Below are 15,737 nucleotides of genomic sequence, written 5' to 3'. Positions count from 1 at the left end.
GCACAGCGTTGTGCCGGATTGTTCGTGATCTGTTTAGCATAGGCCGTGCCACTCTTGCTCGCCTCGAATCGGGCACGTGATTACGGCATGTTACTGCACCACCGGTTGTTTCGGGCCATGCGAATAGGGGGCACGCCGATTACGCACCCCCTATTCTGCACATTATTTACGCACACCATGAACAGCGGCGCATCAGGCTGCCAGACGGTCATGCGTTCCCGCCGCGTAGAGCCTGCGAAGATCGTCATCGGAAAGGGGGCGTTTGGGTCGACTGCCCGCTCCGTTCTGCCCGACGCTGAAAGGGACATGTCCCGTGATGCATTCAACTATCGTAAAGGAGGAACAATTTGTTTATTTTTTCACTAAACATTTTTTAGTATCGGCCGATAAATTTCATAGCTCTCAAGCGACAACTTCTTCATCACTTGTTTACAGTGGGAGGTCTCAATGTTGGCTAAAAAACTGGCATTCAAGGTATTGGCGATCCTCGGGATATGCCTCTCGCTCGGCCTCTTCACGCTGGGGTCGGTGGCAGGATGGCTTCAGTTCAGGTCATCCCTCGATCTCCAGCTCAAGAATGCCCGTAACCTGGCCGGGCTCATCATCCACGACATTGACGGCTACATGATGAAGGGCGACTCCACTGAAGTGGACCGCTTCATCTCCGAGGTCAAGGGTAAGAAATTCATCATGGACCTCAGGATTTTCGACGAGCAGGCCAAAGAGGTGTCGCCGACCCCCTCCCAGACCCCCAATACCAAGATCCAGCAGGCCATCGCCGCCGGTCGCACCCTTGAATTCAAGGAAACCCTGGACGGCAAGCACACCCTGAGCCTCGTCCTTCCCTTTCCCAACGAGCAGCGTTGTCAAAGCTGTCACGACGCCGGCGCCGCCTACCTGGGCGGGCTCCTGGTCACCACCTCCATCGAAGAGGGCTATGTGGGCGCCCGCCACCTGCTCATCATGCTGGCCGTGGTGGGAACCGTTTTCTTCCTGGTGCTTCTGGCCTGCATGTACTTCTTTTTCAGCAGGACGATCATTGCGCCCATTGCCGATGTCTCGCGCCAGGTGGACGAGCTGGCCAGCGGCGGCGGCGACCTGACCAGGGTCCTGCCCGTACGGACCCAGGACGAGATCGGCAACCTGGCGAGCGGCATCAACCGTCTTACATCGACCATCCAGGGCATCATCATCCGCATCGCCCAGAACGCTGCACAACTGGCATCGGCGGCGAGTCAGCTCAATGTGACCTCGGCGGACATGGCCCGGAGCATGGAGGCGGTAGCCGGCCAGGCCACAACCGTTGCCACGGCCAGTGAACAGATGGCTTCCACCTCCCAGGAGATCGCGGGAAGCTGTTCAATCGCCGCCGACGGCGCCATGCAGGCTACTGAAACGGCCCGGGACGGAGCGGAGGTGGTGGAACGGACCATCGCCGTCATGGCGAGCATCGCCGACCGGGTCAAGGACACGGCCCGGACCGTGGAAAGCCTCGGCAGCAGGAGCGACCAGATCGGCGAAATCATCGGTACCATCGAGGACATTGCCGACCAGACCAACCTGCTGGCCCTCAATGCCGCCATCGAGGCGGCCCGGGCCGGTGAGCAGGGACGCGGCTTCGCCGTGGTGGCCGACGAGGTCAGGGCCCTGGCCGAGCGCACCACCCGCGCCACGAAAGAGATCGGCTCCATGATCAAGAGCATCCAGCAGGAGACCCGCGGTGCGGTCACTTCCATGGAGGAGGGGGTTCACGAGGTCACCCGCGGCACCGACGAGGCCTCGCGCTCGGGCGAATCGCTCCAGGCGATCCTCCAGCGCGTCTCCGACGTAACCGGGCAGGTGAACCAGATCGCCACCGCCGCCGAAGAGCAGAACGCCACCACCGGCGAGATCACCCGGAACATCCAGGACATCACCGATACGGTCCAGAGTTCGGCCCGCGGTGCGCAGGACTCCGCTCAGGCGGCCGGCCAGCTGGCCAGCCTGGCGCGCGAGCTGCAGGAACTGGTGGGTAACTTCAAGATCGGTGCCTGAGGCATCCCCCCGGCGGTTGCGTGCACACAGCCGCCGGGGGAACGTCGCGGTAGGGTTCAGTCGGAAAAGTCGGCCAGGGTGCGGAGGGTTTCGGCCAGTTCAGTCCGCGCCACGGCAAAGAGCTTGTCAAGCACGCGCACCGTCGGGGCGGGAGGATAGATGGGCAACGCCACGCGGTAGATGAGGTCCAGGTAGGAGTCCTGCCGGTTCTCCTCCAGGAAGAGCATCCCGTAGGGGAGGATCGGCGCCGAGAGCAGCGCGTCCTCCATGACGGCATCATCGTCGCTCCAGAAGGGGATGATCATCTCCAGGGAGAGGCAGAGCCCCACGCCGGTCAGGTCTTCGCCGGCAAAGACGAGTACTTCGTCCTGCTGGGGGCTGTCGGGCACGATCGCCTCCGGGCAGACCAGGCCGGCAGGGATGACCATGAGTCGCCCGTGCATGGGATCCAGACCGTAGGCCCACCCCTTTCGCTCCAGGTAGCGCTCCAGCGAGCGGTACGCCTTTTCCTGAAGGCGTCCCACCCCGGCATAGAAGTGACCGCGAAACTCGTGGCAACGCAGAATGAGTTCGTCCAGGGTGATGAAATCATCTTCCCCCGCAACCGGACGTCCCGACCGCTTCTCCACGTTGTTCACCACCAACCGCAGCTGCGGTCGCTTCCGCTCATCCTTGTCCTTGCTCATGCCGCCCCCGCTCCCCTTCCATGGCTCCGTTCGGTACCCGCTCAAGATACCTTTCCGCGTTGCGCAGTGTCAACGGAAAGGAGCCGGCGCACCAAGCGACGCACCGTCGCCGCCGGCGCGCCCTTTTCAGATGACTTGTCTGACAAATTCGGGTACTCTTCCGCCCGGCGAATTACCACAACGGAGGCATCCATGGGCGTTCACGAGCTTACCCACCCGTTAGTCAGACACAAGATCGGCCTCATGCGCGAGGCGGATATCAGCACCAAGAAATTCCGGGAACTTGCCGCCGAGCTGGCGCGGCTGCTGGCCTACGAGGCGTGCGGCGACTTCCCCCTGGAGGTCCGGACAATTACCGGCTGGGACGGCAACCCCGTGGAGATCGAGCAGATCAAGGGGAAGAAAGTGACGGTGGTCCCCATCCTGCGGGCCGGCATCGGCATGCTCGACGGCGTTCTCGACATGATCCCCAACGCAAAGGTGAGCGTGGTGGGGCTCGCCCGCAACGAGGAGACCCTCGAAGCACACACCTATCTGGAGAAGTTCGTGGACAAGCTTGACGAACGGCTGGCCGTCATCCTCGACCCCATGCTCGCCACGGGCGGCTCCATGGACGCAACCATCAGCATGCTCAAGCGCAACGGCTGCCGCCAGATCAGGGTCCTGGCACTGGTGGCGGCACCCGAGGGGCTCGCCCGGGTCACTGCCGCCCATCCCGATGTGGACATCTACGTGGCGGCCATTGACCGCTGCCTCAACGAACACGGCTATATCCTCCCCGGTCTCGGCGACGCGGGGGACAAGATCTTCGGCACCAAATAACTTCCCGCGGAGCATGCCATGACCCACCACCAGGAACCGGTCTGGCGCCAGGCCATCGCCGGCGCGCAGATCCTCTTCGTCGCCTTCGGCGCCCTCGTGCTGGTGCCGATCCTCACCGGGCTCAACCCGAGCATGGCCCTGCTGGGCGCCGGCATCGGCACCTTGATCTTCCAGGCATGCACCGGGCGCAAGGTCCCCATCTTCCTGGGTTCGTCCTTCGCATTCATCGCGCCGATCATCTACAGCGTCCAGACCTGGGGCATCCCGGCCACCCTGTCGGGGCTCTTCGCCTCCGGCGCGCTCTATCTGATGCTGGCCCTGCTCATCAAGTTACGGGGCGTCGCATTCATCCACCGGATCATGCCTCCCGTGGTGGTTGGCCCCATTATCATGCTCATCGGCCTGGGGCTCGCCGGCGTGGCGGTCAATCTGGCCATGGGCAAGACCGGCGACGGCAAGGCGGTGCTGGTGGACTACCAGACCGCCCTCCTGGTGGCCGGCGTATCGCTCGCCACCACCGTGGTCATCGCCCTGAAGGCAAAGGGGATCTTCCGGCTCATACCGATCCTTGCCGGGGTTGCCGTGGGCTACAGCCTCTCGGCGTTCCTGGGGCTGGTAAATTTCAGCGCCATCGCCGCGGCACCCTGGTTCGCCGTGCCTCCCTTCGTGACGCCCCAGTGGAGCTGGCCGGCGATCTTCTTCATGATCCCGGTGGCGCTTGCCCCGGCCATCGAGCATGTGGGCGACATCATCGCCATCGGCGCCGTTACGGGACGCGACTACACCGCCCGACCGGGGCTCCACCGCACCATGCTCGGCGACGGGCTGGCGGTCTGCGTGGCCGGCCTCATCGGCGGGCCGCCGGTGACCACCTATTCCGAGGTGACCGGCGCGGTCATGATCACCCGTAACCACAACCCCGTCATCATGACCTGGGCCGCCTGCATCGCCATCCTCATGGCCTTTTTCGGCAAGTTCAACGCCCTGCTCCAGTCTATCCCCACCCCGGTCATGGGAGGGATCATGATCCTGCTGTTCGGCAGCATCGCCGCCGTCGGCCTCAATACCCTCATCCATGCCCGGGTCGACATGCACCGGCCCCGCAACCTGATAATCGTGTCGCTGGTGCTCGTATTCGGCATCGGCGGCCTGACCCTCCAGGCCGGCTGGGTGACTCTCCAGGGGGTGAGCCTCTGCGGCATCACCGCCGTGCTCCTGAACCTCTTCCTGCCCAAGGAGAAAAGAGACAGCGCCCAGCAGACATTCTGACCCTGCCTTGACGAGCACTCTCTCCGTGGTAGCATCTAGCCATCACCCAACCAAAGAGAGGGGTGCGACATGGCAAACGTCACAATCGACAGGGAAGAGTTGCGCACGGGGCTGACCGGGCAGGCTCTCATCGTCATCGACGTAGTGCCCAAGGAGTACTTTGGGGAGTGTCACATTGCAGGCGCCTGCAACGCCTGCGTCTACGAGGTGGCGTTCCTGGACCGGGTGAACGCCATAACCGCCGACAGGGATGCGGCCATCGTGGTCTACGGGTCCAGCGGCCGCTCCCGGGACGCGGCAGTGGCGGCGGAAAAACTTGCCGCTGCCGGTTACCGCAATGTGAGGGCCTTTACCGGTGGCCTCCACGAGTGGCGCGAAGCGGGCTATCCGGTGGAAGGTGCCCCGGAGCAGGCCGTTCCCATACCCACACTCCAGGACAGGACCTACCGGGTCGACCCGGCCAAAAGCATCCTCCACTGGGCGGGCCGCAATATCAACGGTCGACACCACGGCACCATCGCCGTGGCAAGCGGCGAACTGACGGTGTCCCGGGGAATGCCCGTCCGGGGACGGGTGACCATCGACATGACCACCATCGCCAACGCCGACCTGGCCGACAGCGCCCTCAACCGCCTCCTGGTCGCCCACCTGCAATCGGACGACTTCTTCGACACCGCCCGCCACCCCACCGCCTCCTTTGACCTGACCGGTGCCGAACCGCTGCCGGACGCCACCCCCGGCACCTCCAACTACCGACTCTCGGGCTCACTCACCATCAGGGGCACGAGCCACCCCATCGCCTGCCCCGCCCTCATTGCCCCCCGGGACGACGGCGGCGTCACGGCCCAGGCCTGCCTCGACCTGGACCGGACCCGCTGGAATGTGAACTACGGCTCTGGCAAGTTCTTCGAAAAACTGGGGATGCACCTGGTCAACGACCTGATCAGCGTGGAACTGCACGTGGTGGGGTACTGAGGGGACGAAAAACGGAGGGGCACCGGAACAGCCGCCAGACAACCGGCATTCCGCCGGTGCCCCGCTCTTCCGGTGCCCCCTGATCCTCCGAAGCCGGAAATGTCCCGACCAACGCTACTCGCTGAAAGTATAACTCCCGTCCGCGGCGAACTCCACACCGACCTTCAGGAATTTGAGGTTGTACCCCTTGTCCTTCACCAGGTCGTAGACCATCTCGGCCCGGGTGCCGGTGGAGCAATGAACGAGTACCGGCCGGTCGAGGGGTATTTCGGCAAGGCGCTTCGCGGCTTCTTCCGCCGGGATATTGACCGCCCCCTTGAAATGCCCCTTCTCGAACTCGCCGGGAGCCCGGGCGTCAATGATCATTGACTTTCCATCCTTCAGTGCCGCCACAAAGTCGGCCGTGCCGACTTCACCCGGGGCAAGCTTTTTCACGTACATGACTGTCGCAGCCGCGGCACCGGTCTTCAGTTGCTTACCGGCCTTCTGCCATGCGGCGACCCCACCCGGGAACACCGTGGCGTTCTTGTACTCCCAATCCCTGGCCAGTTCAAGGGCCTGGTTCACATCTTCGGCGCAGTCCGAGTAAAAGACCAGGTGAGCCCCTTTGTACGAGGGGAACCCGGACTGGGCGGCCGCAAGTTTGGCTGCGGGGATGCCGACGGCCCCGGGGATGTGACCGGCTGCCACTTTTTCGGGGGACCGCAGATCGACCAGGACGATATTCCCCTTCTCAACAAATGCCAGGCTCGACTCCAGCGGCAGTTCGGCCTTTTTCCATTCGGGCTCCCCCTTCAGATAAACGCGGACCTTTTCGTACCCCATCTTTTTCGCCAGACCGGCGGATTTGGGACTGAGCACTCAGGTGACGCCGCCGCAGTAAAATACCAGAACACGGTCCTTGGGGACCGCAAGGAGCGCCGGATTCTTTTCCAGGTCGGCAAAGGGAATTGATATGGCAGTCGGAATATGGGACTCGTTGTACTTCCCCGTGGGGCGCGAGTCGATCAGCAGATACCCCTCCTCCGGCCCTTTGGCCACCAGTGCCTCAAGCTCTCCGGTCTCCATGGCCGTCACCCCCTCCGGCAGCTTGGCGACGACCTTGGAAACGGATTTCGCCACGTTATCGAAACCGTCGGCCCGATAGTCGACCTGGAGGAGATCGTCTGCATGGATATCCTTGATGGAACCCGCATTGGCAAACGTTGTCCCGTCGGTCACCCGGACGAGCACCACTCCCTTGTTCTCCACCGTGAGGGAGATCTGCCCCGCCTTCACTGAAACGGTTTTCACCTTCCCCTTCACCTCATCCGCCGCCACGTTTCCGGCAAGCGCGAGCGCCAGGGGAACCACAGCCAGCACACTCCAGGCCTTTGTTTTCATCGGTTGAACGTGCCTCCTTGAACGTTTTGTGCCACTTCAAATGCAAACAAAATACCAAAGCGACAAACTTTACAGCAGATTCGCGAACACCATATTCCGCAGGGATTGTGCAGCTTCAAGAAAGATCGGGACAGAACGAATACACGTCAAAATTACGTCAAATACTTCTGCTTTGTCATAGCTACACTGACTGTCCCCCAAGTGAGCCGGGGATTCTCCCGGAGGAAATGTCTCGCAAAAACGCAGGGTGCCGGTGCGACAGGAAATCGGCTCGCTGGCTGTTACGGAGAATCGGGGAAACGCAGGCGGCGCTTGGAGCTTTTTCGAAGGGAGAATCCCCGGCCCCCTTTAAACCAGCTGAAAGCAAATGTGACAAAGTAGGATTGATTGCCTTCAAACAAAAAGGGCGGCCCCGTCGGCCGCCCTTTGCTCGTCACTCCTGCTTCTCGAAATTCCCCTTTTCCTGGCACTGGGGACACTTCTGGGGCTTGCAGCGCCCCTCCTTGGTGAAACCGCAGGTTCCGCACTTCCAGGTTGCCATGCTGTTGTCTCCTTTCTTCGGACTTATTTCCCGTTCTCCAGCTTGATCTCCTGAACCGTGCCGAAGGTGGAGAGGGGCTTGTCGAAAGTCTTGTCGTCACCGACCACGAGGATGGTCAGCCGGTCGGGGTGCAGATACGTCCGCGCCACGCGGAGGATGTCCTCCTTGGTGACCCGGGCGATGTTGGCGCGGTAGTTTTCCAGGTACCCGTCGGGATAGCCGTAGAATTCAAGCCGGGCCCGCTGGTTGGCAATGAAGTCGGGACGGGCGAAACCGAAGATGAAGGAGTTGATGATCGCCTCCTTGGCCAGGTTCAGCTCCTGGTCGGTCACCGGTTCCTTGCGCATGCCGTCGATGATGTCCCGCATGAGGCCGATGGCCTTGGCAGTGGATCCGCTCTTGGTCTCGGTCTCGGCCTCGAAGGTGCCCACGAAGCGGCGCCCCACGTCGAAGGACGCACCCACGTTGTAGGCCAGCCCCTGGTTGGAGCGGATCTCGGTGGTGAGGCGCGAGGTGAAGCCGCCCCCCAGGATGTAGTCCATGACCCTGATGGCGTAGAGATCCGGGTTGTTCTTGTCGATCCCCAGGTGCCCCATGCGGATGGCCGACTGGTTCACCTCCTTGCGCGCCAGGAGCACGGCGGGCTTCATCTCCCGGGACGGTTCGGCCACGGGCGGGAAATCGACCTTCTCTTCCTTCCAGCCTGCAAAGACCTTTTCCAGGAGCTTCACCAGTTCCTTGGGGTCAAAGTCGCCGGCAGCGGCGATGACAACATTACCGGGGCGGAAATAGCGGTCGTGAAACGCCGCCAGATCGTCGCGGGTGATGGACTGGACCGTGGCCACCGTAGGGAAGCGCCCCAGGGGGTGGCCGGGATAGAGGGCCTTCTGGAGTTCACGGTCGGCGATTCCCTTGGAATCGTCATTCTGGCGGCGGATGGCCTCAATGGTCCGGTTCTTTGCCAGGGTAACCCGGTCTTCCCGGAAGGCCGGGTTCATCATCACCCGGGCGAACAGTTCCAGGGTCCGGGGAAGGTTGCGGGACAGGGACGCCAGGGAGACATTCCCCGCATCGCTGCCGATACCCCCCTCCACCGAGGAGGCCATGAACTCAAGCTCCGCGTCCAGGGCCTCGGGGGCCATATCCCTAGTGCCGCCGCTCCGCATGACCGCACCGGTGAGCCCGGCAAGGCCCGCCTTGTCGGCCGGCTCATAGATGCTCCCCACGTTCACGTAGGCCGTGAGGCTCACCACGGGCAGCTCCCGGTCCGGGAGCATGTGGACGACCATGCCGTTTTTCAGCACCGCCCGCTCGGTCCGGGGGACCTCGAAGGCCGGCTGCGGGAAGGTCATGGTGCGGGGGTCGGCCTTTGCTGTTTTGGGCGCCTCGGCGCCCAGGGCGGCAAGGGGTACGAGTACCAGAAATGCTAAGAACAGGGCGAAACGTTGCGTAATGGTCATTCGTGCGTCCTCGTTCGCGATAAGGTTGGCTGTGCCGCTACTTTACGTCTTCTTTCTTCGTGATGACCCCCACGGTCCGGTTCTCGCGGACGAAATACTTCCGGGCCACCCGGATCACGTCGTCGGGGGTCACCTTGGCCACCTCTTTGCGGTGCTCGATCAAGTACCGCCATGAGCCGGTGACCGCTTCATACTCGGTCAGGTTGCGGGCGAGCCCGCCGTTGGAGATCATCTGCCGGCTTTCCTCGTATTCCAGGCGATTGAGGATCTGCGCCAGCTCCCGCTCGGTCATGGGCTCCTTCTTGAGCCGCTCCAGCTCCTCGTAGATGGCATCCTCCACCTCCTTCGCCGTGTGGGGCGCGCGGGGGGTGGCGGCCAGCACGAAGAGGTTGGGATAGCGGCTTCCCGGGGCAGAAAAGGTTGAGACCTCGGCGGCCAGCTGCTTCTCCACCACCAGCTTCTTGTAGAGGCGCGAGGTGCGGCCGTCGGCCAGGATCATGTCGATCACGTCGAAGACGTAGTCGTCGGGATTGGGCAGGGTGGGCTTGTGGAAGCCGACAAGCAGTTCCGGCTCCGCGTCGGCCAGGATCTCCACCCGACGCTCGCCCTGCTGGGCGGGCTCCACCACGGCCACCGGTCCCACCAGGGTCCCGGGCGGGATATCGCCGAAGTACTTCTCAACCAGGGCGATGGTCTTGTCCGGGTCGATGTCTCCCACAAGGGCAACGATGGCGTTGTTGGGCTTGTAGTAGCGGCGGAAGAACTCCTCGGCCTTGGTCCTGGTCAGGTTCTCCAGATCGGACATCCAGCCGATGATCGGCTGGCCGTAGGGGTGGGCATTGTAGGTGACGGCCACGAAAGTCTCCCAGAGCTTGGACCCCGGCTCCGTGTCGTAGGAGCGGCGGCGCTCCTCCATGACCACGTCGCGCTCGGTGTAGAACTCGCGCAGCACCGCGTTCTGCATCCGGTCCCCCTCGATGGCGGCCCAGAGCTCCAGCTTGTTGGAAGGCATGTTGATCAGGTAGGTGGTGCCGTCCTTGCCGGTCATGGCGTTGTAGCCGGCCCCGCCGTTGCGGGCGTAGATCTCGGCAAACTCCTCCTTGATCACGTACTTCCCGGCATCGGCCTCCAGGGCATTGAGCTTCTTGCCGAGTTCATCCACCCGGCCGGCGTCGGCCCGGGCGCCCTTGGCCTTCTCGGCGATCAGGGCCTGGGCCGTTTCCTCGATCTTGTCCAGGAGCGGCTTTTCGGCGGCATAATCCTTCGTGCCGAGGGTCTTGGTCCCCTTGAACAGCATGTGTTCCAGCAGGTGGGCGATTCCCCGCTCGTCGCTGCGCTCGTCCACGCTCCCCACCCGGAACCGGATCCACGCCGCCACCGTGGGGGAAGTATGGCGCTCAACCATGAGGAGCTTCATCCCGTTTTTCAGGGTATGCTCCCGCACCCGCTCCTCAAGGCCCGCGCCGAGGGCCGGGAGGATGACAACCAACGCCAGCAGTATTTGCACTGCGATGCACATAGCCGATCTTTTCATGTCCTACCTCAGTTGAAAGTGATTGCCGGGTCGTTCCGGCCGTCAGAACAGCGAAAACTTCACGTACCGCTTGGGGTTTTCCTTGATGTCCCTGACGAGCAGGTCCAGGTCGTCCACCATCCGGTTGAGCTTGTCGTAGAGCTCCTTGTCCGACAGGAGCTTGCCGGCGGTCCCCTCGCCCCGCTGGAGGCGCGTGGTGATCTCTTCCAGGGAGGAAAGGGAGCGGTCGGCCCGGTCGATGAGGCTCATCCCCTTGTCGTAGAAGCCCCGGTCGGCCAGGAGGAGCCCCAGGGTTCCCTCCTTGGCCACCAGCTTGCGGTTCAGCTCCCGCACCTCGTCCGCGGCCCCGCCGGCCTTGTCGGCCACGGCCACCAGCTTGTCGTAGAGCTCCCGGTCGCGAATGAGCTTGCTCAGGGTCCCCTCCGACGACTGGATCTCCGCCAGGGTGCTGTCGGTCCGCGCCAGGATGTTCATGAGCCGGTCATAGGGCTCGCGGCTCCGGTTGAGCATGCCGAGGGTCCCCTCCCCCCGGTTCACGGAGTCGGCAATGGTGTTCAGCTCCACCGTGAGCCGCACCAGATTGTCATAGAGCTTGGGGTCGCTGGCAAAGCGCCCCAGGGTCCCCTCGCCCCGCTCGGTCTTGGCCACCACGGCGTTGACCCGTTCGAAGGCCTCTCCCGCCTTCTGGACCACGTCGTCGAGCTTGGGGAGGCTGGTGCCCTGGAGCCGCGTTTCAGGCGTGGCGATAATCTGGCGGGTGGGGGTGATGTCCACGTACTTTTCCCCCAGGAGCCCGCGGGTCTTGACGGTGATGACCGAGTCGCGGCCGATCTTCTTCAGGGCCTCCTTGTCCACTTCCAGCACCGCCTCCACCTCGTTGCTCTGCTCGGGGCGCTCGAAGCGGATGTCGGTGACGATGCCCACGTCGACCCCGGCCAGCCAGACCGGCGCGCCCACCTTGAGTCCGGCCACGTCGGTCATGATCACCGACAACCTCCCCTTGGGCACGAAGAACTTGGTCTTGTCCCCCATGATCAGGACCCCGCCGGCAAAAAAGGCCAGGGCCGCCAGGACGAACAGCCCGCCCCGCACCTGGGACCACGATATGGTGTCGCTTCGTTTCATGAACTGTCCTCTGTGCTATTCGTTATTTCTGAAGAGCGACGCCTCCGACGGCTTCAGGAACTCGCGGATATCGGGCACGCCGCACCGGCGCATCTCTTCCTCGGTCCCCTCGAAGAGGAGCCGCGCGTCATGGAGGAACGAAAATCGCTCGGACACGGCAAAGGCGGTTTCCAGGTCATGGGTGACCATCAGGGTGGTTTTCCCCTCCCCCTGCAGACCGAGCATCAGGTGCTGGATGTTGTAGACCCCCACCGGGTCGAGGCCGGTGGTGGGCTCGTCGAAGAAAATGTAACGCGGCTCGGCGGCCAGGGCCCGGGCGATGGCCACCCGCTTTTTCATGCCGCCGGAGAGCTCGGCCGGATAGAAGTCGATGGAGTGCTCGAGCCCCACGAAGGAGAGCTTTTCCAGCACGATCCGCTCAATCTCCCCCTCGCTGAGGCGCCCCTCTTCCAGCAGCCGGTAGCCCACGTTTTCTCCCACCGTGAGGGAGTCGAAGAGCGCCCCCCCCTGGAAGACGATGGCGATCTGCTTCCGGAGCCGGATCAGCTCGCTCTCGCTCAGGCTCCCGATGGGAATGCCGTCGATGGAGATGGTCCCGGCCTGGGGGCGGATGAGTCCCAGCATGAGCCGCAGGATGGTGGTCTTGCCGGCCCCGCTCCGTCCCAGGATGGTGCGGTTCACGCCCGGCGCGAGAAACAGGTCGAACTCCGTGAGGATCGTCCGCCCGCCCACGGAGTAGGAAACCTTGTCCATCCTGATGCCCTGTTCGCCTCCGCTCACGTCGTCGCCCTCACCGGAACACGATGAATATCTTGGTCATGAAAAAATCAGCCACCAGCACCATGACCGATGAGAGGACCACTGCCCGCTTGGCCGACGTCCCCACCCCTTCGGCGCCGCCACGGGTGGAAAGCCCCACGTAACAGCCGATGAGTGCGATGAGGGTGCCGAAGACAAAGGGTTTCATCACCCCCTCGATGAGGTCCTGGAACACCATGAATTGGGGCAGGGACTTCCAGTACATGAGGAGGTTGATATCATACCCCGCCGCAATGATGTACCCGCCCAGCAGGGCCACCGCGTCGGTGACCAGGGCCAGCATGGGCATGGCCAGCATCAGTGCCTTGAGGCGGGAGGTGACCAGCCGGCTGACGATGTCGGTCCCCTCCACCCGCATGGCGTCCACCTGCTCGGTCACCACCATGGTGCCCAACTCGGCGGTGATGGACGAGCCGACCCGGCCCGCGACCATGAGGGAGGAGAGGACCGGCCCCAGTTCCTTTACCATGGTCACCGCCACCATCCCCCCCACGTAGCTGGTGGCGGCGAAGGGCTTGAGCTGGATCAGTGCCTGGAGCGCCATGACCATGCCGGTGAACAGCCCCGTGAGGCAGATGATGAAGAGGGAGCCGACGCCCATCTTGTCGAACTGGATGACGAATTCCCGGTAGTAGCCGGGGCGGCGGAAGATGCGCACCACGGCCCTGAGCGAAAGGACGCAGAACGCCTGGAATTCGGCGAGAAAGCTCTTGACGGTTTGTTCAATGGAGGTCAATGGCATCGGTTGTCACTGGAGCGCGGCAGCCACCGCCTCGTGCACGTCATCCACAAAGATGAAGGTAAGCTCATTCTTCACGTCGTCGGGGATATCCTCAAGGTTCTCCCGGTTGCGCGAGGGCGCCACCACGGTCTTGACCCCGGCCCGCCGGGCCGCCAGGACCTTCTCCTTAAGGCCGCCGATGGCCAGCGCCCGGCCGGTGAGGCTGATCTCGCCGGTCATGGCCACGTCGCGTCGGGCCGGTCGTCCCGACAGCAGCGACACGATGGCGGTCACCATGGTGAGCCCGGCGGACGGGCCGTCCTTGGGAATGGCCCCGGCCGGCACGTGGATGTGGAGATCGGTGTCCTCGAAGGCCCCCTCGTCGATCCCCCAGTCAGCGCAGGTGGCGCGCACGTAGGAAAGGGCGGTCCGGGCCGACTCCTTCATCACGTCCCCCAGGCTGCCGGTCAGGATCAGATCCCGCTTGCCCTTCATGCGGGTCGCCTCCACGAAGAGGATGTCTCCGCCGGTCTCGGTCCAGGCGAGCCCCGTCACCACGCCGACCCGATCCTGCTCCGCCGCCACCTCGTTAAAGAAGGTGCGGGGCCCCAGAAACTCCTCCACCACCTGGGGGGTGATGGTCTCCCGCAGGGGCTTGCCCTGGGTGATCTCCTTGGCCACCTTGCGGCAGACCGACGCGATGTTCCGCTGCAGGTTGCGCACCCCGGCCTCCCGGGTGTAGTCGCCGATGATCTTGTAAATGGCGGCAGACGCAAAGGCGGGGGGGGTGGCGGAGAGGCCGTTTTCCTCCACCTCCTTGGGGATGAGGTAGCGGACCGCGATCTTTTCCTTCTCCTCGTCGGTGTAGCCCGACAGCCGGATCACCTCCATCCGGTCCCTGAGAGCCGCCGGCACCGGGTCCAGCAGGTTGGCCGTGGTGATGAACATGACATTGGAGAGATCGAAGGGCACGTCCAGATAGTGGTCGGTGAAGGTGCTGTTCTGTTCCGGGTCGAGCACCTCCAGGAGTGCGCTCGCCGGGTCGCCCCGGAAGTCGAGGCCGATCTTGTCCACCTCGTCGAGCATGAAGACCGGATTGTTGCTGCCGCAGCGGAAAATCTCCTGGATGATCCGGCCCGGAAGCGCGCCGATATAGGTGCGGCGATGGCCGCGAATTTCCGCCTCGTCCCGCATCCCCCCCAGGGACATCCGGATGAACTTCCGCCCCAGGGCTCGGGCGATGGACTTGCCGAGGCTCGTCTTTCCCACCCCCGGCGGGCCCACGAAGCAGAGGATCGGCCCCTTCATCCTCTCGCGCAGGGTCCGGACGGCCAGGTATTCGAGAATCCGTTCCTTGACCTTTTTCAGGTCGTAGTGGTCTTCGTCCAGCACCGCCTCGGCCTGGTTGATGTCATGGTTGTCCGCCGTCGACCTGCCCCAGGGCATGCCGGCCAGGTAGTCCAGATAGGTGCGGGCCACCGTGTATTCGGGGGATGAAGGATTGATCCGGTCCAGCCGCTTGAGTTCCTTGTCGGCGATCTTGCGGACCTCGTCGGGCATGCCGGCGTTCTGGATCCGGCTCCGCAGTTCGGCCATCTCGGTGCCGCGCGGGTCCTCCTCGCCAAGCTCCTCCTGGATCTGCTTCATCTGCTCCCGCAGCAGGTACTCCTTCTGGCTCTTCCCCACCCGGCGGGTCACTTCGGCCTGCACTTCGCCCTTCACCTGGAGCCGCTGCACCTCGGCGGTCAGGTGCATGTACACCTTCTTGAGCCGCTCCAGGGGGTCCACGGTCTCCAGGAGCCGCTGCTGCTCGTCCAGGGCGAGATTGACGTAGAGGGCCACCAGGTCCGCCAGCCGGGCCGGGTTGTCGATCAGGTCGATCATCTTCATGACGTCGTCCGGCAGGGGACGACCGTACGAAAGGGCGATCTTGAGGAGCGCGTTGAGGCTCTGGACCAGGGCTTCGGAAACCACCGACTTTTCGAAGAACTCGTGGATCGCTTCGCAACGGACCTGGATGTGGGGGAGCGTATCCGCCACGTCCAGGATCCGGACCCGCACGACCCCCTCCAGGACCACCTTGCCGCCCCCCTCGGGGAGCCGGTAGATCTGGTTCACCTTGCAGAGGGTGCCGATCTCGCAGAGCTGCGGTGCCTGGCCGGACGCCGCCTCTTCCCGGGTCCGGGCGAGCACCACCATCTGCTCGTGGCCGAGCATGTCCTCGAACGCGGTCAGTTCGTCGTCCTTGAGGAACAGCGGGAAGATCATATAGGGAAAGGCTACGATCTCCCGGATGGGGAAGAGCGGAAGAACGGCGGGAACTGATATCGACACGGACTCGGACATGGAACCTGATCCTCTGGTCGAG

At 63.5% G+C, this 15,737-nt stretch carries 13 protein-coding genes; 4 read left to right on the top strand and 9 right to left on the bottom strand.

What is annotated here, in order from left to right; all coding sequences use genetic code 11:
• Positions 1–447: 447 nt before the first annotated feature.
• Positions 448–2,034, top strand: a complete 1,587-nt coding sequence (locus AC6CDK_RS01875; RefSeq protein ID WP_192905089.1) for a methyl-accepting chemotaxis protein — start codon at positions 448–450, stop codon at positions 2,032–2,034.
• Positions 2,035–2,090: 56 nt separating this feature from the next.
• On the opposite strand, the gene AC6CDK_RS01870 is transcribed toward AC6CDK_RS01875, so the two are convergent.
• Positions 2,091–2,720, bottom strand: coding sequence for a hypothetical protein (locus tag AC6CDK_RS01870; protein WP_192905088.1), 630 nt, complete (start codon positions 2,718–2,720; stop codon positions 2,091–2,093).
• Positions 2,721–2,912: 192 nt separating this feature from the next.
• Here AC6CDK_RS01870 and upp point away from each other — a divergent pair, with 192 nt between their 5' ends.
• The 3 genes from upp to AC6CDK_RS01855 all read left to right on the top strand — a co-directional run bounded on the left by upp (position 2,913) and on the right by AC6CDK_RS01855 (position 5,786).
• Positions 2,913–3,542, top strand: coding sequence for a uracil phosphoribosyltransferase (gene upp, locus AC6CDK_RS01865; RefSeq protein ID WP_119332053.1), 630 nt, complete (start codon positions 2,913–2,915; stop codon positions 3,540–3,542).
• A gap of 18 nt (positions 3,543–3,560) precedes the next feature.
• Positions 3,561–4,811: a uracil-xanthine permease family protein gene (locus AC6CDK_RS01860; protein ID WP_192905087.1), complete on the top strand. Its 1,251-nt coding sequence runs from the start codon at positions 3,561–3,563 to the stop codon at positions 4,809–4,811.
• Positions 4,812–4,880: 69 nt separating this feature from the next.
• Positions 4,881–5,786, top strand: coding sequence for a YceI family protein (locus AC6CDK_RS01855; RefSeq protein WP_192905086.1), 906 nt, complete (start codon positions 4,881–4,883; stop codon positions 5,784–5,786).
• A gap of 114 nt (positions 5,787–5,900) precedes the next feature.
• Here AC6CDK_RS01855 and AC6CDK_RS01850 read toward each other — a convergent pair whose 3' ends face one another.
• The 8 genes from AC6CDK_RS01850 to lon form a co-directional block, all read right to left on the bottom strand.
• Complete coding sequence (locus tag AC6CDK_RS01850; protein ID WP_192905085.1) at positions 5,901–7,169, bottom strand: rhodanese-like domain-containing protein; 1,269 nt, start codon at positions 7,167–7,169, stop codon at positions 5,901–5,903.
• A 433-nt stretch (positions 7,170–7,602) separates the two neighbouring features.
• Positions 7,603–7,710, bottom strand: coding sequence for an RCKP-type rubredoxin-like domain-containing protein (locus AC6CDK_RS01845; RefSeq protein ID WP_010941597.1), 108 nt, complete (start codon positions 7,708–7,710; stop codon positions 7,603–7,605).
• 23 nt (positions 7,711–7,733) lie between these two features.
• A complete protein-coding gene (locus AC6CDK_RS01840) occupies positions 7,734–9,170 on the bottom strand; it encodes a M16 family metallopeptidase (protein WP_192905084.1) in 1,437 nt (478 codons plus the stop codon).
• 37 nt (positions 9,171–9,207) lie between these two features.
• Entirely contained in the window at positions 9,208–10,704 is a 1,497-nt protein-coding gene (locus tag AC6CDK_RS01835) for a M16 family metallopeptidase (RefSeq protein WP_010941595.1), read from the bottom strand.
• A 42-nt stretch (positions 10,705–10,746) separates the two neighbouring features.
• Positions 10,747–11,829, bottom strand: coding sequence for an MlaD family protein (locus AC6CDK_RS01830; RefSeq protein WP_192905083.1), 1,083 nt, complete (start codon positions 11,827–11,829; stop codon positions 10,747–10,749).
• A 15-nt stretch (positions 11,830–11,844) separates the two neighbouring features.
• A complete protein-coding gene (locus tag AC6CDK_RS01825; RefSeq protein ID WP_039646017.1) occupies positions 11,845–12,609 on the bottom strand; it encodes an ATP-binding cassette domain-containing protein in 765 nt (254 codons plus the stop codon).
• Between the two features lie 10 nt (positions 12,610–12,619).
• On the bottom strand, positions 12,620–13,390 hold the full coding sequence (locus tag AC6CDK_RS01820; RefSeq protein WP_039646019.1) for an MlaE family ABC transporter permease: 771 nt from the start codon (positions 13,388–13,390) through the stop codon (positions 12,620–12,622).
• 6 nt (positions 13,391–13,396) lie between these two features.
• Positions 13,397–15,715, bottom strand: a complete 2,319-nt coding sequence (gene lon / locus AC6CDK_RS01815; protein ID WP_039646021.1) for an endopeptidase La — start codon at positions 15,713–15,715, stop codon at positions 13,397–13,399.
• Between the last annotated feature and the right edge of the window lie 22 nt (positions 15,716–15,737).

It is taken from the genome of Geobacter sp. PheSNFMC (assembly GCF_059620965.1).
The sequence above is the reverse complement of the archived record's forward strand: the minus strand, read 5'-3'. Positions and strand labels throughout refer to the sequence as shown.